16 protein-coding genes are annotated in these 19,719 nt (G+C 64.9%); 3 read left to right on the top strand and 13 right to left on the bottom strand.

Features of this window, described 5'->3' with window-relative positions; translation table 11 throughout:
- Positions 1-31 precede the first annotated feature (31 nt).
- Complete coding sequence (locus ACQY9S_RS01055; RefSeq protein ID WP_428422722.1) at positions 32-415, top strand: hypothetical protein; 384 nt, start codon at positions 32-34, stop codon at positions 413-415.
- 308 nt (positions 416-723) lie between these two features.
- On the opposite strand, the gene ACQY9S_RS01050 is transcribed toward ACQY9S_RS01055, so the two are convergent.
- The 11 genes from ACQY9S_RS01050 to ACQY9S_RS01000 all read right to left on the bottom strand — a co-directional run bounded on the left by ACQY9S_RS01050 (position 724) and on the right by ACQY9S_RS01000 (position 17,180).
- The gene (locus tag ACQY9S_RS01050; protein WP_428422721.1) at positions 724-2,121 is read right to left on the bottom strand and encodes an FAD-binding oxidoreductase; all 1,398 of its coding nucleotides are present in this window, start codon (positions 2,119-2,121) and stop codon (positions 724-726) included.
- Positions 2,122-2,167: 46 nt separating this feature from the next.
- A complete protein-coding gene (locus ACQY9S_RS01045; RefSeq protein WP_428422720.1) occupies positions 2,168-5,689 on the bottom strand; it encodes an indolepyruvate ferredoxin oxidoreductase family protein in 3,522 nt (1,173 codons plus the stop codon).
- Positions 5,686-6,957, bottom strand: coding sequence for an NADH:flavin oxidoreductase/NADH oxidase family protein (locus tag ACQY9S_RS01040; RefSeq protein ID WP_428422719.1), 1,272 nt, complete (start codon positions 6,955-6,957; stop codon positions 5,686-5,688). Before ACQY9S_RS01040 ends, ACQY9S_RS01045 begins: the two co-directional genes overlap by 4 nt.
- A 29-nt stretch (positions 6,958-6,986) precedes the next feature.
- Entirely contained in the window at positions 6,987-7,448 is a 462-nt protein-coding gene (locus ACQY9S_RS01035; RefSeq protein ID WP_428422718.1) for a VOC family protein, read from the bottom strand.
- A gap of 21 nt (positions 7,449-7,469) precedes the next feature.
- The gene (locus ACQY9S_RS01030; protein ID WP_428425543.1) at positions 7,470-9,893 is read right to left on the bottom strand and encodes an efflux RND transporter permease subunit; all 2,424 of its coding nucleotides are present in this window, start codon (positions 9,891-9,893) and stop codon (positions 7,470-7,472) included.
- The gene (locus ACQY9S_RS01025) at positions 9,893-10,885 is read right to left on the bottom strand and encodes a WD40/YVTN/BNR-like repeat-containing protein (RefSeq protein WP_428422717.1); all 993 of its coding nucleotides are present in this window, start codon (positions 10,883-10,885) and stop codon (positions 9,893-9,895) included. Before ACQY9S_RS01025 ends, ACQY9S_RS01030 begins: the two co-directional genes overlap by 1 nt.
- A gap of 30 nt (positions 10,886-10,915) precedes the next feature.
- On the bottom strand, positions 10,916-12,262 hold the full coding sequence (locus ACQY9S_RS01020) for a DUF1329 domain-containing protein (RefSeq protein ID WP_428422716.1): 1,347 nt from the start codon (positions 12,260-12,262) through the stop codon (positions 10,916-10,918).
- A 35-nt stretch (positions 12,263-12,297) separates the two neighbouring features.
- Entirely contained in the window at positions 12,298-14,199 is a 1,902-nt protein-coding gene (locus tag ACQY9S_RS01015; RefSeq protein WP_428422715.1) for a DUF1302 domain-containing protein, read from the bottom strand.
- A gap of 67 nt (positions 14,200-14,266) precedes the next feature.
- A complete protein-coding gene (locus ACQY9S_RS01010) occupies positions 14,267-15,676 on the bottom strand; it encodes a coniferyl aldehyde dehydrogenase (RefSeq protein WP_428422714.1) in 1,410 nt (469 codons plus the stop codon).
- Positions 15,677-15,738: 62 nt separating this feature from the next.
- Complete coding sequence (locus ACQY9S_RS01005) at positions 15,739-16,161, bottom strand: ester cyclase (RefSeq protein WP_428422713.1); 423 nt, start codon at positions 16,159-16,161, stop codon at positions 15,739-15,741.
- Positions 16,162-16,289: 128 nt separating this feature from the next.
- On the bottom strand, positions 16,290-17,180 hold the full coding sequence (locus ACQY9S_RS01000; RefSeq protein ID WP_428422712.1) for an NAD-dependent epimerase/dehydratase family protein: 891 nt from the start codon (positions 17,178-17,180) through the stop codon (positions 16,290-16,292).
- A 130-nt stretch (positions 17,181-17,310) separates the two neighbouring features.
- Here ACQY9S_RS01000 and ACQY9S_RS00995 point away from each other — a divergent pair, with 130 nt between their 5' ends.
- On the top strand, positions 17,311-17,997 hold the full coding sequence (locus ACQY9S_RS00995) for a TetR/AcrR family transcriptional regulator (RefSeq protein WP_428422711.1): 687 nt from the start codon (positions 17,311-17,313) through the stop codon (positions 17,995-17,997).
- A gap of 198 nt (positions 17,998-18,195) precedes the next feature.
- Here the strand turns inward: ACQY9S_RS00995 and ACQY9S_RS00990 are convergent, their stop codons facing one another.
- Positions 18,196-18,687, bottom strand: a complete 492-nt coding sequence (locus tag ACQY9S_RS00990; protein WP_428422710.1) for an ATP-binding cassette domain-containing protein — start codon at positions 18,685-18,687, stop codon at positions 18,196-18,198.
- The gene (locus tag ACQY9S_RS00985) at positions 18,684-19,043 is read right to left on the bottom strand and encodes an ATP-binding cassette domain-containing protein (RefSeq protein ID WP_428425541.1); all 360 of its coding nucleotides are present in this window, start codon (positions 19,041-19,043) and stop codon (positions 18,684-18,686) included. Before ACQY9S_RS00985 ends, ACQY9S_RS00990 begins: the two co-directional genes overlap by 4 nt.
- A 319-nt stretch (positions 19,044-19,362) precedes the next feature.
- Here ACQY9S_RS00985 and ACQY9S_RS00980 point away from each other — a divergent pair, with 319 nt between their 5' ends.
- Positions 19,363-19,713, top strand: coding sequence for an ArsR/SmtB family transcription factor (locus tag ACQY9S_RS00980; protein ID WP_428422709.1), 351 nt, complete (start codon positions 19,363-19,365; stop codon positions 19,711-19,713).
- Positions 19,714-19,719 lie beyond the last annotated feature (6 nt).

The following is a 19,719-nucleotide window of genomic DNA, read 5'->3' as shown; positions in this document are numbered from 1 at the left end:
TCGACCTTCAACTCACGGTCAGCCCGCCGCAATGACGATCACGTTGCCCGTCTGGCCGCGCAGCCTAGTCGACGATGTGCTGCGTCATGCGCCGCCGACGCCGGCCGAACTCGAACGCGCGATCGATGTCATAGAGGACGCCTTGACGGACTCGCCCCTCGCGCGGTCCGGCCGCGGCAATCTTCTGACTGCCGACGCCTTGTTGCAGGCCTTGCCTGGCCTCGAAACCCCTGGCATGCGGCTGACCCGCGACGCCGTCGAAGCGCTGTTTCAGCGGCTGGCGTCCCGCTCGCTCGGTATGCCTGTTCCGACGGCGGCGCTGCCCGCAGGGCGGAATGTCGTTGCGGCACTCGTGATCTTGCGCGAGTGCATGCACCGTCTCGGCTTTGATGTCGTGGCCATGATCTCTGCATGACGTCCGGCGGCCGCGCGCGGCTCCGCTAGGCGCTGGCCGCGAGGCCCAACAACTCGCGGGCCTGTGCGGGCCGCGACTACCCGCCCATGGTCGTGGCACATCTTGACCACCTCGCGCACCAGTGCGGCATTCGACGGCGCCAAGGTATCGCGGTCAGACGGCCACGTTGGGCCTGAAAAAGGCCTCGGCAGTCAACTCTGCGACCAAGACGGTAGGATCGCCGACGAGTCGGCAGCGTCGCACCGGTACCTGCCGGCACCGGTGAGGACCGTAGTTGGCGGGTGCGTGCAGTCGGGGCCGGCCTACTGTCAACTCGCCGCCGGCTCTCGGCCCATGAGTTTGCCTGCATTGAGCATCCCGCACGGGTCGAGTGCCGCGCGAAGTCGGCGCATCAGCTCGATTTCGGTATGGCTGCGGCTGACGCTCAGCCAGGGTCTCTTCTCCAGCCCAATGCCATGCTCGGCCGAGACTGAGCCGCCGATCTCCGCCAAGGGCTGGTACACGAGGGTCTCAACGCGTGGGCGCAGCCGCATGTAGTCCTGCGGCTTGACTTGGACAATGACGTGCAGGTTGCCATCTCCCAGGTGCCCGAAGAGCCACAGCTTGTGCTCGCCGATGCCGCAGCGCAGCGACTGGCCCAACTGCTGTGTATAGGACTGCATCCGGCTGAGGGGCAGCGAGATGTCGAACACTACCGGGGCGCCGCCATTCATGACCTGGCCGACATCGTCGCGCAGTGCCCACAAGGCGTGGCGCTCGGCTTGTGACTGGGCGATCACGGCGTCCGCGACCCACTGGCGATCCATCGCCGCTCCCAGTGCGTCGGCGAAGCAGGCCGTGTCGACCACTGCGTCGGCACCTTGGCTTTCGATCAGCACGTAGAAGGCGTGCTCACTACTTAGGGGAGGCAGACCCTTGGCTGGTGGCGTGGTCACGAGGTGATAGAAGTCCGGCCACATGACCTCGAAGGCCGATAGTTTGCCGCCCAGGCTGGCGTCCATGTGCTTCAGCAACTGGGTGACGGCCTCGAAGCTGGGGGCACCGACCAGCGCGACATCCTGGGACTTCGGCCGCTCGCGCAGACGCAGCACAAGCCTCGTGATCACGCCCAACGTACCTTCGGAGCCGATGAACCAGTGCTTGAGGTCGTAGCCCGTGTTGTTCTTGAGCAGATGGTTCATGGCGCTGACGACGGTGCCATCGGCCAGAACAACCTCCAGGCCAAGGATCATTTCGCGTGCCATCCCGTAGCGAAGTACACGGTTGCCTCCTGCGTTGGTGGCCGCAATCCCGCCCAGCGTCGCAGAGCCGCGCGCTCCAAGGTCGAGCGGAAACGCCAGGTCTTGCGCTTCGACGGCCTCCTGCAGCGCCTGCAGCGTGACGCCTGCCTGCACGACCGCCGTGCGCTGCACGCTGTCGATCTGCCCGATGCCGCGCATTCGCTCAAGCGAAAGGATCACCTCGCCCGGCCCCGCGTCGGCGCCGTGAACGAGCCCGGTGAGCCCACCTTGGGCGACCACGGGAATGCCGCGGCGATGGCAACTGCGCATGACGCGCGACACTTCCTCGGTGTTCGCCGGTCGGACGAGCAGCATGGCCTGCAGCTTGTCGGTCCGCATGAATCCTGCGGACCGCTCGGAGAGCGTCGCCGCGTCGAGGACCCCGTTGTGGCCCACGATGGACCGCAGTTCGTCGATCAGTTCCATGATTCAATTCGATCTTTGGCTGGCTTTCCGAGGGCGCAGTTGCGGGTCATGCGGCCTGCACTGCGGCGGTACGTGTTGCAGCGAGTTCCTTCATCCACTGTTCGCGCTGCGTGTCCGCGGCGGCCGCCTGCGTCTCTTTGACGTGCCCGTAGCCGCGAATGCGCTGCGGCAGCGAGGCCAGCTTGACGACGAGTTCTTGAGTCCGGGGGTTGAGCCCCGCGAGCCAGACTTCGAGATCTTGCTCGTACTGCACCAGCAGTCGACGCTCCAGCACGCGCTCCGTGCTGAAGCGGAAGGGATCGAGCCAACTGCCCCGCAGACCGCGCAACCGCGCCATCCACGTGAACGCCGTCATCACCCAAGGGCCAACCTCGGCCTTGACGACCATGCCGCTGCGCTTGTCGTGCCGCGCAAAGGGCCAGGCTCCGATGTGAAAGCGCAGCCGCAGCGAGCCTTCGAATTCCTGATCGAGCGCGGCGCGAAATTCGGGAGCGGCGTACAGGCGCGCCACTTCCCACTCATCCTTCACGGCGAGCAAGCGGTGGTAGTTGTGCGCGACTGCCCGCGTGAGGCCATCGCCCAGGCCAAGTACGGCCTCAGTCTGCCGCACCCGATTGACCAGGACGCGATAGCGCGTCGCCAGCGCCTCGCCGGTGTGCGCCAGAAGATGCTCCGAGCGCTGGCTCACCAGTTGATCCACTGTGCGTGTCAGGCGCGGCACGATGGACACTACCTGCGCCACGACCGGCTGCATGCCCTGGATGAACTGCTGCACGGCCTGGGCGTCGTGCGCCGCTCGGCGGCCCCAGGTGAAGGCCGCCAGGTTCATCTGCACGGCAACGTCGTTCAACTCGATGGCGCGCTCGATGGCGTTCCTGCGCAGCGGCAGCAGCCCGCGCTGCCAGGCCACGCCCAGCATGAACATGTTCACCGCGATGGGCTCGCCGACGAGCGCCGTGGCCAGCCGCTGCGCGTCCAGCAGCAGCGCGCGGTCGCCTAGCACCCCAGTCAACCGGCTCTGGAGCGCATCGGCGTCGATCTGCCAGTCCGGATTGCGCGCGAACTCGGCCGTCGGCACGACGTCGGTGCAGACGACCGCGTGGCTCCGAGCGGCAGACAGCTTGGACAGCGACTCGTCCGACGCGGCGACGATGAGATCGCAGCCGATCAGCAGGTCGGCTTCGCCGTCGCCGATGCGCGTGGCATGCAGCAGCGCGGGGTCGGGCGCGAAGCGGACGTGGGAGTTCACCGCACCGTACTTCTGCGCCAGGCCGGTCACATCGAGATTGGAGCTGTGCGCCCCTTGCAGGTGGGCGGCCATGGCCACGGTCTGGCCGATGGTGACCACGCCGGTGCCGCCGATGCCACCGATGAGCACGCTGTAGGCGCGCTGCGGCATCTCGATGCGCGGCTCGGGCAGCGGCGCGTCCCACGCCGCACGCGCAGCCGCCTGTGGTGCGATGGCGGCACGCCGCGGCTTGGCGCCCTGCACCGTGACGAAACTGGGGCAGAAGCCCTCGACGCAGGAGAAGTCCTTGTTGCAACTCGCCTGGTTGATGCGGCGCTTGCGGCCAAACTCGGTTTCCAGCGGCTCGACCGACATGCAGTTGGAGGCCGTGCCGCAGTCTCCGCAGCCCTCGCATACGGCCGGGTTGATGAACAGGCGCCGGTCCGGGTCCGGCCACTTGCCGCGCTTGCGCATGCGGCGGCGCTCCGTGGCGCAGGGCTGGTCGTAGAGGATGACCGATACGCCCGGGTACTCGCGGAACTCGCGCTGCACGACGTCCATGTGCCGACGGTGATGAACCGGCACTCCCGGCGGCAGCGCAACGCCGTCGTATCGCGCGGGCTCGTCGGTGACGACGGCCATCTTGCCCACACCCTCGGCCGCCAGGCCGGCCAGGATCTGCTGCGGGCTCAGTTCGCCCTCGACCGGCTGCCCACCGGTCATCGAAACGAAGCCGTTGTAGAGCAGCTTGTAGGTGATGGGCACCTTGGCGGCGATGGCCTGGCGCACGGCAAGGAATCCCGAGTGCGCGAATGTGCCGTCGCCAATGTTGGCGAACACGTGGCGTTCGGCGGTGAAGGGCTGCTGCCCCAGCCACATCACGCCTTCGGCGCCCATGTGCGAAACGGTGGTGGTCTGCCTGGGGTTCACCAACATCGCCATCGTGTGGCAGCCGATGCCGGCCAGGGCCCGGCTGCCCTCGGGTACTCGGGTGGAGCGGTTGTGGGGACAGCCCGAGCAGAAGCTCGGCAGGCGTGTCGGCCCCGGGACCTTCGGGACGGCAGCATCGCCAGCCTCTCCGATGCAGGTCGGTACATGCGGCGCCACTCCCGACACGCCGCCCGGAACACGTGCCAACACCTTGGCCACCGCACCCGGCGAGATTTCGCCGTTGTTCGGGAAGGCGACCTCGGTGAAGCCGGCGTCGAACACGGCGCCACCGAAGTGCTTTCCCACCAGGCGCGGCGCGTTGGCCTGCCCGTAGAGAGCGGCGCGTACCTGGTCCTCCAGCACGGGGCGCTTCTCTTCGACGACGACAATGGTGTCCAGGCCCCGCGCGAAATCGCGGACGATCTCCGGGTCCAGCGGCCACACCAGGCCGATCTTCAGCAGCCGCAACCCCGAGTGCTCAATCGCGGACGGCGCGCGCTGCCCCAGCGCCTGCAGCACGTCCTGCCAGGCCTTGCCCGCCGCGATCACGCCGACGCGGGCGCCTTCGGGGCTGGCGACGATGCGGTTCAGCCCGTTCGCCCGCGCATAGGCCAGGGCCGCGGCGAGTTTGTGGTTGTAGAGCCGGTCTTCCTGCGGCAGCGGCATGTCGAAGCCACGGATGTGGTACCCGCGACCAAATGGGTCCCGCGGCGTGCTGGGCGCCTCGGGCAGGACGACGCTCGGCGCGTCGGGGCCCACGTAGACCGAGCCACCGCCTTCGACGACGTCTGTCACCACCTTCATGCCCACCCAACAGCCGGAAAAGCGGCTCATCGCGATGCCGTGTAGCCCATAGTCCAGCAGTTCCTGGGTGTTGGATGGGTACAGCAACGGCATGCCCACCGCCATGAAGACGGGATCGGAGAAGTTGGCCACGGTGGAACTCTTGGCGCCGTGGTCGTCACCGGCCAGGCAGAGCACGCCACCCTTGGGCGAGGTGCCGGCGAGGTTGGCATGGCGCAGCACGTCGCCCGAGCGGTCCACGCCCGGGCCCTTGCCGTACCAGATGCCGAACACACCGTCGACCTTGGCGCCGGGAAATCCGCCCACGTGCTGTGCTCCCCAAATGGCAGTGGCCGCCAGGTCTTCGTTGAGGCCTGCGCGGAACACGATGTTCGCGGCCTTTAGCGCCTTGTCCGCCGCCCACAACTCCATGTCGTAGCGCCCCATGGGCGAGCCGCGGTAGCCCGAGATGTAGCCGCCGGTGTTCAGACCTTGGGCCGTGTCGCGCAAGCGCTGCTGCAGCGGCAGGCGCACGAGCGCCTGCATGCCGGTCATGTAGAGCCAGCCCTCGGCGGCGCTGTAGCGCTGCTCAAGCGCCGTCACGTCTCGCTCCAAGATTGACGTCATGCCGAACTCTCGCGGGTCGCGGCCGGCCCGGACATCAAGTCGCTCAGAACCCTACCTTCGGCCTGCATAAAGATACCCACGGCTTCGTCGCCGCTCATGGCCAGGTCGGGCTGCAGGCCACCACCCAGGCGGTTGAGCTGCACATTGAGCCAGGGCATGAGCTTGAAGACGTCGATGTTCTTCTCGGGCGTTGCCGCCACCTCGGCCTCGCCGTTGAGCAGCCTGTGGGCGGCGCGGGGGTCGGCCACCAGCGGGCGCCCTATGCCGACCACATCCAACTCGCCCGCAGCCAGCGCCGCCTCCATGCCGGCCTTGCTGCGGAAGCCGCCGGTGACCATGACCGGCATGCGCGCCACCTTCTTGACTTTGGCGGCAAAGTCGAGGAAGTAGGCCTCGCGCTGCACGGCGCTGGCGTTGCCTGGGCGTCGGCCGTCCTCGCCCTCGTCCTTGAGGGTCACACCGACCAGCTTAGGCTGCTCCAGGGAGCCGCCCGACAACTCCAGCAGATCGAGCGAACTGTGATTGAGCAGGCCGACCAGTTCCACGCACTCTGCATTGGTGAAGCCGCCCTTCTGGAAGTCGGACGAATTCAGCTTGATGCCGATGGGGAAGTCCGGCCCCACGACAACGCGCACGGCCTTGAGCGTCTCCAGCAGCAATCGGGCCCGGTTGACCAAGGAACCACCCCAAGCGTCCTTTCGCAGATTGGTGCGCGGGCTGAGGAACTGCGAGAACAGATAGCCGTGTGCGGCGTGGAACTCGATGCCCGTGAAGCCGGCTTCACGCACCTGGCCGGCTGCGAAGCGGAACTGCTCGATCACGTTGGCGATGTCGTCCTCGGTCATCTCGCGGGGCGGGGCAAAGGAAATGGGCAGCCCGCGCGGCGGATCCACCTCGACCACCGAGGGCGCCATCGGGCACGGGTTGATCTCCTTGATCACCTGACGCCCGGTGTGCGCGAGTTGCGGCCAGAAGTGCGCGCCGCCCGACTTGCCGACTGCCGCCAGGCGCTTCAGGGCCTCCAAGCCGGAGCGGTCGTGGATGACGACGTTGCCCGGCCGTTCCAGGTGCAGCCGGTCGACCTGGACATTACCCGACAGCAGCAGCCCGGCACCGCATTGGGCCCAGGTTCGGTACAGCTGTTCTAGGCGCGGCGTGGAATGCTGGTTGGCGTCGGCAAGACCTTCGCTCATCGCCGACTTGCACAGGCGGTTGGACAGCTTGGCGCCGCAGGGAAGCGACAGGGGTTTGGAAAGCGGTGTGCTCATGGCGTCGGGCGCATTGGGAGTGGGAAGGCTCAGGCGGGCGCAGCGAGGCTGCCGCTGGCGTCGGTCTGCTGGGCCGGGAAGTTCAGCTCGATGGTGACGCCCGACGGATCTTCGAAGAAGACCTGGTGCAGACCCAGGCCAGGCACCGTGCGTTCGCGAAAGGGAACGCCCTGGCCGCGCAAGCGACGCTGCATCTGCCCCAGGTCTGTGGCGAAGAAGGCCAAGTGATCCACTGCGGCGCCGCCCCGCAGTTCCTGCGCACCGCGCGCGCCAAGGTACTCCGACAGGCCACTGGCGTGGCCGGGCTGCTGGCCGATGATGTGGACGATGCCGTACTCGGCCTCGTCGCCGCCGCGGTACAACCAAGCGCCGGGAAAATTGAACGGAGGACGATAGCCTTCAATGAAGCCAAGTACTTCGACATAGAAACGCTTGGACGCTTCGACATCGACGGTGCGGATTGAAAAGTGCGCCAGTTTGCAAATCGGCATTGATGCTCCCGAGATCAAAATTCATGCAGAGGACGCCGACGCCAGCCGTTGCCGCGTCGCCGGGTCGATGAGCCAGGCCGCGAGCGCCGGCACCAGCAAAATGGCGCCCAATAGGTTCACCAGGAACATGAAGGCCAACAGGATCCCCATGTCGCCCTGGAACTTCAGCGCCGACAGCGCCCAGGTGGCCACCGACAATGTCATCGTCACCGCCGTGAACACTGAAGCCGTGCCACGCTGCCGCAAGGCCTCGACAAAGGCGTCGCGCAGCGAAATGTCGGCGCGCTGGCGCATCGCGTGGGCCATGCTCTCGAACAGGTAGATGCCGTAGTCGACGCCCACGCCCACACCCAGCGCCACCACCGGCAGCGTGTTGACCTTGACGCCGATCCCCAGCGCCACCATCACGGCGTTGCACAGCAGCGTCACTAGCGCCAACGGCAGAATGATGCACAGCGTGACGCGCCAGGAACGGAACATCGCCAAGCACAGTAGGCTGACGGTGGCAAACAGCGCCAGGTTGACGTACTTGTCGGCGGCGGCCACCACCTCGTTGGTAGCCGCCATCACGCCCACGTTGCCTGCGGCCAGACGGAAGGTCACTCGGTCCGTGTCGCCGCCGCTCGCCTTGAACGCCTTGATGCGCTCGACGATGTGGGCGATGGTGGCCGCCTCGTGGTCGTTGGTGAAGATGGACACCACCATCGCCTTGCAGCCCGAACTGACGAACTCATTGCCCAGCCCATTGGCCACTCGCGCGCCCTGACCTAGTTGCGCCTTGTCTTCGGGGATCATGCGCCACTTGACGAAGGTCTCGCCGTAGGTCTGCTGAACCTTCTTCACCAGCCCAGCAATGCTGCGCACAGCAGCCACGCCATCGGTCTGGCGCATCTGGAATTCGAACTCCTCCAGTCGGTCGAGCACCGAGGGTTCGACACACGGCGCCTCGCTGTCCGGGCGGCCTTCGGCAATGACCTGCAGCACGTCCAGCCCGATGGCGTAGTCGTGCGCAATGGCTTGGAAGTCGCGGTTGTAGCGGGCATCAGGGCGAAGCTCGGGCACGCCCGTGCCCAAGTCACCAACCTTCAGGCCACTGGCCACCTGCCAGCCGGCCGCGGCCGCGAGCAGCGCCAGGACGACGGCCACGCCGGCCGGTTTGCGCTGGGCCAAGGCGCCGAGGCGCGGCCACAGGCCTTGGCCCGCAGAGCTGCGGCTCTGCAACTTGCTCACCTGCGCCTCGCTGAAGCTCTGGAAGGACAGCAAGATGGGCAGCAGGATCTTGTTGGTCAGGACCATGACCGTGACACCCAAAGTGGCAGTGATGGTGAGTTCCCTGACCATCTCAATGCGCACGAATGCGATCACCACGAAGCCCAGCGCATTGGCCAGCAGCGCCACCGCGCCGGGCACGAACAGACGCTCGAAGCTGCGCCGCGAAGCGCTCACGCCATCCTGTCCTGCCAGGGCCTCGGCCTTCCAGGCGTTGATCATCTGCACCGCGTGCGACACCGCGATCGCGAAGATCAGGAAAGGCACGAGGATGGACATCGGGTCCAGGGCCAGCCCGAGAAGCGGCAGCAGCCCCAGCAGCCAGACCACCGGGATGAGCGCGCAGACCAATGCGTATCCGCTGAGCATGGCCGAACCGCAATAGGCGTACAGCAGTGCCGCGGTGATGACGAAGGCGAGGGCGAAATACTTGACCACGCCCGAAGCGCCGTCGGCCACATCGCCAATAGCCTTGGCGAAGCCGATGATCTGCACCTGCATGTCGCCGTGTTCGTATCGGCGGCGGATGTCTTCGAGCTTGCGGCCCACGGCCTGCAGGTCCGGATGCTGGCCGGTTTCGGGGTCGCGCTCCTGCAGCGCGGCAACCACCATCGCCGCTGTCTGATCGGCAGCGACGATGCGGCCCACCCAGTCGGACTTCAGCGTGGCCGCGCGCACCTGCGCTAGGGCCGCAGGCGAACCGTCGTAGCTGGAGGGCACGAGCACGCCGCCTCGAAAGCCGTCTTCGACTACTTCGGTGTAGCGCACATTTGGAGTAACGAGCGACGTGACCGATCCACGTTCCACGCCCGGGATGAAGAACACCTCTTCGGTTAGCGCGCGCAGGGTCTTGATGAATTCGTCGGTATAGATGTCGCCGCGCCGCGTCTTCAGCGACAGCACGATCTTGTTGGCACCGCCAAAGGTGCCGGCGTACTCGCTGAAGGTACGCATGTACTCATGCTGCAGCGGAAGCATCTTCGAAAATCCAGCCGAGACCTGCAACCGCGCAGCGCTCACGCCCAGCAGTAGCGTCAGGGCGACGAAGGCCAGCAGCAGCGCCAAGCGGTGGCCGAAGATGAACTCGGCGCTGGTCCGCATCCAGGTGGAAACCGCGCCAGCGTGCGCACCGGAGTCGGCGTGGGTCTTGCCGAACTTACCTTGGGTCGTGGACATCACGGTGAAACCCTGCGTTCGCCGAGCGAAGCCACGCGCGCGCCCTGTTCGCCCACCATCAGCAGGCGATTCCCGCCCAAGGCCAAAACCTGCGCGAGGTCGCCGCCGCCGCCCACGCTTCCTTCGGGCTGAAAGCTGCGCCCGTCGTCACCGCTGACCTGCACCATGCCCGACGTGCCCACCAGCACGATGCGCCCGTCTTCCAGAACGCAGCCACCCATCACCGAGCGTTCGTCCACGAAGCCCGAGGCCACCCACGTGACGCCGCCATCTTCCGATCGGTAGACATGGCCACGCATGCCGTATAGAAGTACGGCCCCCGTCGGAGAAGCCAGCGCGCCGAACCATGAGCCTTGGTACGGCGAAGCCACGCGCTTCCACTGCACCCCATCGTCGGACAGCGCAAGCACCGAGGACTCACCCACCAACAGTTGCCTGCGGCCCACCGACTCCACCCTGGAGATGTGGCGGTCGAATTCGGCTTCGATGACCTGCTTGCGCTTCCAGGTCCGTCCCTCGTCGTCGCTCACCAGATACAGGCCGAAGGCGCCATAGGCCGCGACGCGCGACTCCGTAAGCCAGGTCACCCCCAGCAGAGAGTCCCGGCCAACGAAACTGGTCAGGTCGATAAGTTGCCAGTTGTCGCCGCCGTCGGCGCTGCGCAGCAGAGTTCCCCCGTGACCGACGGCCAGTCCAATACCGCCCTTGTTGAAGGCCAGCGCCGTGAGCGTGCGTGTGGTCGGCGTGCGGTGCGCGCTCCAGGTCGCGCCGCGATCGTTGGAAGACCAAACCATACCGCGCTCGCCCACCGCCACAAGGCGTGGACCCAGGCGAACCGCATCCATCAACAGGGTGCGATCTGCGCGCAGCGGCGATGGCCCACCGCTGCTCGACGTCGCAGGCCCGCCCGGCCCCTGGGCGCCAGCAATCTGTGCGCACGCCGCCAGCAGTGCCAGCGCCAAGCTCAGTGACTTCCACTTGCCCGTTTGCATGGTTGCATCCCTCCGAGGCAAAGCGCGGATCTATTGGCTGGCGCCGCTGCGGCGCATGGCGTCGGGCTGGAAGTCGGCCAGCTTGCCCTTGATGTTGAACCTGGGCGGTGCTTCCTGGCCGCCGAGCGCGGCGATGAAGTAACCCCCGTTCGACAGGTCGTGCCAGATATTGACCGCGTACCACATCACGTTGGCGTCGTAGAACTGCACCACCGGATGAACACCAACCCGCCATAGGCCGCCACGAGCATCGTATGCGTCCTCCCAGAGCACGCTCCAGCTGTCCTCGTCGACGTAGAAAGTCCGGCGGGAGAAGGCGTGCTTCTGGCCGGCCTTGAGCGTGGCATCGACCACCCAGACACGGTGCACCTCGTAGCGCATCAGTTCGGGGTTCGGCGAGCCGGGCTTGACGATGCTGGCGTAGGGAACCGACTTGTCCAGAAGCTTGTACGCGTTGTACGGCACCAGCATGGCCTTCTTGCCCACCAGCTTGAAGTCAAAGCGATCGGGCGCGCCGTTGAATGCGTCGTACTGGTCCACGAACCGCATGCCTTCCGTGTCGTCCGTGACCGAGTCGTATGCCAGATCAGGCGCCCGTCGCACCCTTCGCTGACCGGCGTTGTAGACCCAGGCCGAGCGCGCTTCCTTCACCTGATCCAGAGGCTCGTGGACCAACGTAGTGCCCCCCGTCATGGCCGCGGGCGCCACAATGCTCGAGACAAAGTACAGAAGCCGATTCGGCTCGGGCGCGTCCATGTTCTGGGAGAAGACTCGGCGCTCGACAACCTTGATGGCGTAGCTGTCGCCATTGGCCCGCACCGGGAACGACGCATAGGTTCGCTCGATCCCACCGCCGAGATAGCGCAGGTTGTGGTTCCAGATCACCTCCAACCCCGACTTCGGGAGCGGGAACGGCGTGGTCGAGCCTGCAACGTTGACGGGTCCAAACCCCTGGAGTTCGATCTTGGCAGCCTGCTCCTTGACCTTGTGGGCGATGGCAGCCGGCAGCGCCGCGGTGCGATGCGATGGATAGACCACCATCTTGAATGATTCGCCCCTGGCCAGCAGCGCCTGCGCTCCGAGCGGCAGCAACTCCTTGTACTGAGCAGCGTTCGCTTTGGTGATGGTGTAGAGCGGCTTGTCCGACGCAAACGGGTCAACGTAGCCCTTGCCTGAGACAAAGCCAGCCGGAGGGGAGGCCAGGCCACCGGTCCAGGCGGGCACGAGTCCGTCGGCGCTTGCTGCCGTCTCGGCGCCGGTCGGCGTGAGTTCGCCACCAAGCTTCGCAAGGTCGGCGGCAGCGGGGGCCGCCGAGACCGATCCCAAAGCCAGAAGGATTGCCGCGGTTGCGGAAACACGGAATGCGATGTTGTTCATGGTGACTTTCCTCTTGGAGCGCTGCGTGGTCCGCGTCAGAACTTGGTAGAAAGAGCGACGGAGTAGAAATCCCGATCGCGCATCGGATCGAATTTCGCCGAGTGGTTGAACGTCACGTAGCTGAGATCAAGCGCGAACCGTTTGCTGAAGTCCAGGCTCAGCCCTAGTGCAACCGTTCCGCGATCCTCGACGAACTGACCGTCGATGGAGTTGCCCTTCAGGTCGCGCTTGAGATAGAGTTTTCCGGTGGCTGTCACACCGCTTCCGAATACCTGGTTGTAGGTCAGCGCCATGAGCAGGTTGATGCCCGCAGCGAATCTTGTGATGTAGCCTTCGTTCTGGCAGCCATCCGGCTGCGGGTTGCCCGCGAAGCAGGTACCGCCCCCCAGAAGCGGATGCGCGCCGTTGCCGAAGATGAAGGCCCGGCCGTAGCGCAGGCCACCGTCACGGAAGTCCGGCACGTTGTTCCTCTGCATGGCGAACTCGCCCGCGACCGTCAGGTTCTGTGCGCCCAGAACCCCGGGGAACAGCCGCACGGCGTTCACCTGGAACTGCGTCACGTTGAACAGGTCGTAGCCGTGATAAAGGTTGCCGACGCCCTGAATCGCCGCTGCGTACCGTGGGTCTGCCACCAAAGGGCCTGCGCCCCCGACAAGACCCACGAGCAGGTCGTTGCCGTTGATCTGGGCTGGTACGTCCTTCTTGTAGCTCAGCTCGGCGCCCGTCGACCAACCACCGATCGTCGTCGTTGCGCTGACTCCGAAGATCTTCATGTGCCCGGGGTACTCCCAGACTGCTTCTCCGGAGGTCATGCCGAGGGGCTCAAAGGCCTTCACGGCCATCGCCAGACCGGCAGACTGCAGGATGGCCTGTTGGGCAGGGCTGCCGTTGGCTGTCGTCGTCCCGGTAATGGCGCTGATGATTGGCGTGCGAGGCACGACGCGCTGCGCATAGAGACCGAACTCGGTGTCGAGGGCCTTGACCGGGAATCGCATTGCCAGGCCAAACTGACCGCTCCTCTCCGGCTTCGATCCGTTGACCTGAGGCAGGTACAGGCCGTTCTGGATAGCGGCCGGATTGCTGCCGGCGATGGTCGCGCCCACGTTGCACCGCCCGACGTTCGGCGCGATGGCGTTTTCGTTGACACCGAAGTACTGCCCACAGCCAGGAACGGCGTAGCGCGCAGAGCCAAACTGCCAGAAGCCTTCGACCGACATGCCTCCGCTCAGCCCGAGGTTCGCGTACACCATCGGCACTGGCAGAAGGAATTCCTTAATTTCGGTGCCGGCGCCGCGATTTGCCGCCCCCAGGTCGATGGGCATGCTCTGGTTGATTCCCAGCGTGAACAGACTCTCACCCCAGTTCAAGACCTGATTGCCCACCTTCAATTGAAGAGGAAGCCCACCGACGTCGAAGCCCGAGTACACATACGCGTCCATCACCTGGATGGCCTTGAACCGGTCCGTCCTGTCCAGGCCCGAGTCGCTCAACTTGCCAGGTACGTATGGCGTTGGACGCTGCCCCTGGCTTCCGAAAGGAACATCGTTGTTGATGAGCGCGTTGTCGTACCAACCGCGGAGTCGGAGAAAGCCGCCTCTGTCCGCCTTCGCCAAGGACAGATCACTCGTGAACTTGGCGACTTGGGAGAAGGTGTCTCCCCTGTCGTAGTTCAGGTTGCCCGAGTCCGTTGTCGATCCACCCAGGCCCGCGCGATCTCCGGTGAGGCCACGGACAGCACCGTCTGCTGCGGAGTACAGGAGGCGATCAGCAGACCGAGCGCGCCAACTCTGACCGACCGCCAGGGTCGTGGTCAGGGTTCCGGACCACCCGTCAGGCAGTTCGAGGTCAGTGGCGTGCGCATGCCCAATGCACGCAAAGATCGCCATCGCGACGCAGGTGAACCTTGTGCCGGCAAACGTGTTATTTCTACTGGTCATGAATGTCTCCTGCTTGTGCTTGTCGCCTGGTCCATAGGACCGTGCTTTGTTTGGATCGAGCGCTGTGCTAGCGGGTCATGAAGTTCAGCACCCGGTCGGCCAACTTCCCGTAAGGCGGCATCAGCACGCTGAGACTCGACCACCGTGCCTGATGGAAGACCGGGCGCAGCTTCGAGAAGGTCAAGAAGCCCTCGTGGCCGTGGTAGTGCCCCATCCCCGATTCGCCAACGCCTCCGAAGGGCAGATCCTCCTGGGCCACGTGCAGCACGGCATCGTTGATTGAGACGCCACCTGACATCACACGCTCCAGGATCCGCGCCTGGGTGCTGCGCTGGTTGCTGAATGGATATAGCGCCAATGGCCGGGGCCGCGCGTTGATGTAGTTGATGACCTGATCCAAACTCTTGTAGGCAACAAGAGGAAGGATCGGCCCGAAGATTTCTCGGGTCATCAGCGTGCTGTTGTCAGGTGCTCCCAGAACGAGATGGGGTGCCATTCGGTGGCGCGCGTCGTCAAATGCTGGCCCTTCGAGCAGCGGAAGAACTTGCGCGCCCTGTTGTGCCGCCTCATCGAGCCAAGCCTTCAGGCGCTCGTACGCCTTGCGGTCAATGACCGATGTGTAGTCGTGCGAGTCGAGGCTCGGATAGCGTCGGCGCACGATTTCGTACGACAACTGGACGAAGCTCTCGACGCTACGCTCGGGTACGAACGCATAGTCCACCGTTGTGCAGACTTGGCCAGCGTTGAGATACTTCGCAAAGAGAATTCGCTCAGCCGCTGTTCGCAGGTCGAATTCATCCGTCACGATCGCCGGTGATTTCCCTCCCAGTTCTAGCGTCACCGGACAAAGGTTCTGCGCCGCCGCCGACATGACCGAGCGCCCAGTCGCGCTGGAGCCAGTGAACATGAGGTGGTCGAACGGAAGTTGGGCGAATGCGCTGCCCAGCCCCTTGGCGCCGGCGAAGAACTGCAGCTTGTGCGCGGGAAGGTACTTCGGCATCCGTTCGACAATGAGGCGCGACAAACCTGCAGAGTTCTCACTCATCTTCACCATGGCGCGGTTGCCCGCGGCGAGGACGCATGCCAGCGGGCCGAACGACAGGTTGAGCGGAAAGTTCCAGGGCACGATCACGCCGACGACACCAAGGGGCTGTGGAGTTACCCTGTTGCTCGCGAGTCCGTAGGCCAACCGGTCAACCCCGCGACGCTGGGTTCGCGTCCAACCCTTTAGCGACTTCAGCGCATGCTTGATCGCGGCGACCACCGGACCTATGTCAGTCAGAATCGTCTCGTGCCTCGACCGATGCCCGAAGTCCGCGCTGATTGCCGAGATGATCCCCTCGCGATGATCCTGAACGAAGGCCAGAAGACCTGTGAGGTCCGCCCTGCGCTCCGCGACGCTTGGATAGGGATGCTCCAGGAACGCTCTGCGTTGCACTTCAAGGGTTGCTTTGAGCATGCAACTGGTCTCTGTCATGTGAATGCCCGTTGGTTGTTCAATTGCCGGCGAACGCAGCGATCACGTCCTGACCACTCGGTTCAAACGAGGCCCAGTTGCTTGAGCAACCCAAACTTGTCGTAGATGATTTGCTGGTAGACGACCTTGCCGTCCTTGATCCGATAGTGAGAAGCGAACGCACCGGTGATGCGACGGTTCGTGGCCGGCAGCACGCTGCCGTCCGGCAGGGGCAGCGCACCGGTGTGCACGCCTCCCAGAGTGCAGAACTCCATGACCTCGTCGCCCTGTTCGACAAGGGCATGAACTTCGACGTAGTTGTCCGTGAATGCGCCCAGCCACGCCTGCTCGTCCCTGATCCGAGCCTCTTTGCCGACGACGTCGACATCAGGCGCCACATACCGGATGTCGTCGGCCCAGTACGCGGCAATGGCGTCCAGGTCTCTCGCGCGGAATGCTCTGTGCATCGCGTTGACGATGTCTGCGGGGCTGGCTGAGGCACTCATGTCTGTCTCCTTCTCTGCGAATCGATGTCCGGGATTCCGACGCTCAACACATTGCGGCTGCGTGGCTGTTGCTCCGCTATCGGCCGCCAAGCTGTTGGCGCTCATATCGGGTTGCGGCCGCGGCGCAACTAGCGCAGGCTCCGGAAGTAGTCGACCAGGGAGGGCCGACTGGGCACCCATCCCATCCGCCTTGCATTGCTCGCGCTGATGAGACTGTTTGAAGCAACCCCAAGGCGCCCGGCCTCGCCGTATTGCTTCAGGACATCTTCGACATCGAGGCCGACAGTCCCCTTGAGTCCCAATGCAGCGGAGATCAACTCCGCAATCTCCTTGAAGGAGTTGTGCCCGTTCTCTGCGAAGTAGATCGCCCCGCCCGGCGCGCGTACGTTGGCCAGCAGGTACAGATCTGCCAAGTCATCGACGTGCACATTGGAGTAGCGGTTCAGCCCCTTGCCGAAGTAGACCGCCGCACCGACCTGCTGCGACAGGGCCATGAGCTTCGGCAACTGGTCGCTGTGAGGATTGAGCCCTCGCCCCGTGCCGTAGATCATTCCCGGACAGATCACGATGGTTCGGACGCCTTTGTCGATCGCGGCTTGCCGGACGTATCGATTCAGGTCCACGCGCGCTCTTCTGTAGGGCACCGGCTCGAAGAAGTCGTCTTCGGTGTACCCGCCCGATTGACCGAACTCACCGTCCGCATGATCTGCCACGATGGATGAACCCGACGTGTGGATCAGGGTCTTGCCACTTCGCTCCAGGGCCGTGACCAACGTGACGACTGAAGCGGCGTGGTCAGCGCTGGCGGCGTTGACCACTAGGTCCGCCGCCTGCGCGCTTGCCGTCAAGAGTTCGGCGTCATCAAGCGACCCAGTGATGGGCGTGACTCCGCGTTCGCGCAGCGCGTTCGCCTTCTCTTCGGTCCGCACCAAGCCTGACACTTGGTACCCTGCGGCGAGCAAGGCGGTTGCTACGGTTCCGCCGATGTAGCCGGCCGCACCGGTGATGAACACTCTCATGAAGACCTCTCAGTTCCCGAACATGAAGCGCCCGCACCAAGCCGGCGCTCGATCGATGTACAGTAGATGATCGACCGATCAGTTACGGATTCTAAGTGATCGACCGATCAATTAAATAGGGGAAATACTGATGGCACCCGTCGAGCAACCGATCGCGCACGCCAGCGAGCCAGTCGAGCGGCAGGGGCGGCGCCGACTTTCCCCGGAAGACCGTGAGCACCAGATCGTGCAGAGAGCCATCGCGTTCTTCGCCGCGAACGGGTTCGAGGCCAGCACAAGAGATCTCGCCAAGGAACTGGGCGTTACCCAGTCTCTCCTCTACCGGTACTTTCCGAGCAAGGACGCGCTGGTCGATCGGGTCTATGAAGAAGTGTTCGTACGTCGCTGGAACCCCGAGTGGGAGGAGTGGCTCTCGGACTCAAGCACCCCCCTTGATGCCCGCCTGAAGCGCTACTTCAAGGACTACGCGCGCTTCGTTCTCCGGGGCGAGTGGGTCCGGATATTCATGTACGCGGGCCTTTCGAAGCGGGGAATCAACCGCAAGTACTTGGCCAGGCTCCGCGAGCGGCATTGGCTTGTCATCGCCCAGGAGATGAGGCGCGAGTACGACATACCTGAGCCAGCGACCGAAGATGATCTAGAAGAAGAGATAGAGTTGGTCTGGGCCACGCACGCCTCGATCTTCTATGTCGGCGTGCGCAAGTGGATCTACGACCTCCCGACCCCGAAGCGCCTGGACCACATCATCGACATGCGCGTCGACGCGTTTCTGGCAGGCGCGCCGACCGTATTGCGCGCGGCCCGCACGACGAAGTAGCTGCCGAGCCTCCGGCAGATTCGAACCCGGGGCTCGATTCTCAATTTACCACTTGATCACTTACCGAAAGGCAGCGGAACGCGCGAGGCCGACGAGCCCGCCCCTGCCGTTCGAACAACAGATGGGGCCTTTGGCGCCGCGCGGCCACTCACGCGATCACTCGCTGCGAGTCCCGATGTTGCTTGACGGCGCACTAGGCTAGGTGCCGAGCGCCCCCGCCCCGATCAGGGTCATGGGTGCCGCCAGGCCCAGCGAGCGGGCGAACGACAACAGCTTGCGTTCGCCACCGCTCAGGTTGCCGGAGCGCTGCGTCAGTCGCTTGACCAGGAGCGGAAACTTCGCGAATGCGTCGGCGTACCGCGCGGGGTTGCGGTCAGGCAGGTGTAGCCAAAGGTTGTCGGCGACGCTCAACTCGCCGAACACGACGTTCTCCTGTAGTGCGTAGGCGATGCCCAGCCCGAGGCGGCGGTGGGATTCAACCCCTGCGAGATCTCGGCCCTGCCATGTCGCTCGGCCGCCCGCCAAGGGCAAGAATCCGGAGAGCGCACGCATCAACGTGGTCTTCCCGACCCCGTTTCGCCCAAGCACGCCCAAGACCCGCCCCGGGTCCACCCGGCCGCTGATGCCTCGGACCACCATCGTGTCGCCAGAACCGCAGACCACCTGCTCGAACGCGAACGCACCCATCATTTGTGTTCCCCGGCGTAGACCGCCCGTACCACGGGGTCGGCCTGGACCTGAGCGAGCGGGCCCTGCGCAAGACTTCGCCCCTGGTGGAAGACGAACACCTCGCCGCCCATCGCAGCCACCGCGCTGATGTCGTGTTCGATCAACAGCGCCGCGGCGCCGATGCGGCGCACAGCCTCCTGGATAGCCTTGATCATGTGGTGTGTCTCGGCAGGCGAGAGACCGGCACAGGGTTCATCAAGCAGCAGCAGCCGCGGCTCCGGCAACACGGTCATCACCAGTTCCAGCGCCTGGCGGTGCCCCTGTGACAGGCGGCCGGCCGGCGCATCCCGCTCACGCTCGAGATCCGGGAAATGCACCAGCAACTCGTCCAGCAGACCACTGTGCCATCGATGCGGTGCGCTGCTCAGCGCGCTCGCTCCGTGCAAGCGACCGGCCCAGAGTCCATGGTCGTTGGCACCGAGTTCAGGGGTGGGCCGTGCGTACCGCTTCAGAGTCGGGTACCGCCGGTTTCTGCAACAGCGTGCCGCTGCACGCGCTAGATGCCTGCTGCGGCGGGCACGTATCTGCAGTCAGGAGTCCGAGCGACTGAGCCGCGGCGTGCGGCCTAAAGCTCTGCGGGCTCTCCTCTTGCAATCCGCCGTTGCGAGCGCTATAGTGAACCACATGGTTCAGTATATGAGTACCCACCTGGATACCTCCTTTGCCGCGCTCTCTGACGCCACCCGACGTGGCGTTCTGGAGCAGCTCGGGCGCGCTGACGCTTCCATCACGGACCTGGCAGGGAAGTTCCGCATGACCCTCACGGGCATGAAGAAGCACGTCGGCGTCTTGGAGCAGGCGGGGCTCGTCACCACGGAGAAGGTCGGGCGCGTGCGGACCTGCAAGCTTGGTCTGCGTCGACTGGAGGAAGAGGCGATGTGGATTGAGAGGTACCGCCAGCTCTGGGACGCACGCTTCGACGAGTTGGACAAGGTTGTCGAGGAATTGAAACTCAAGGAGAGAGTCGATGGACGCAGAAAGAAGTAGTCAGCC

It is taken from the genome of Methylibium sp. (genome assembly GCF_965279545.1).
Taxonomy (GTDB): domain Bacteria; phylum Pseudomonadota; class Gammaproteobacteria; order Burkholderiales; family Burkholderiaceae_C; genus Methylibium.
Note: the sequence above shows the minus strand (reverse complement) of the source record. Positions and strands in the feature narration are given on the sequence as shown.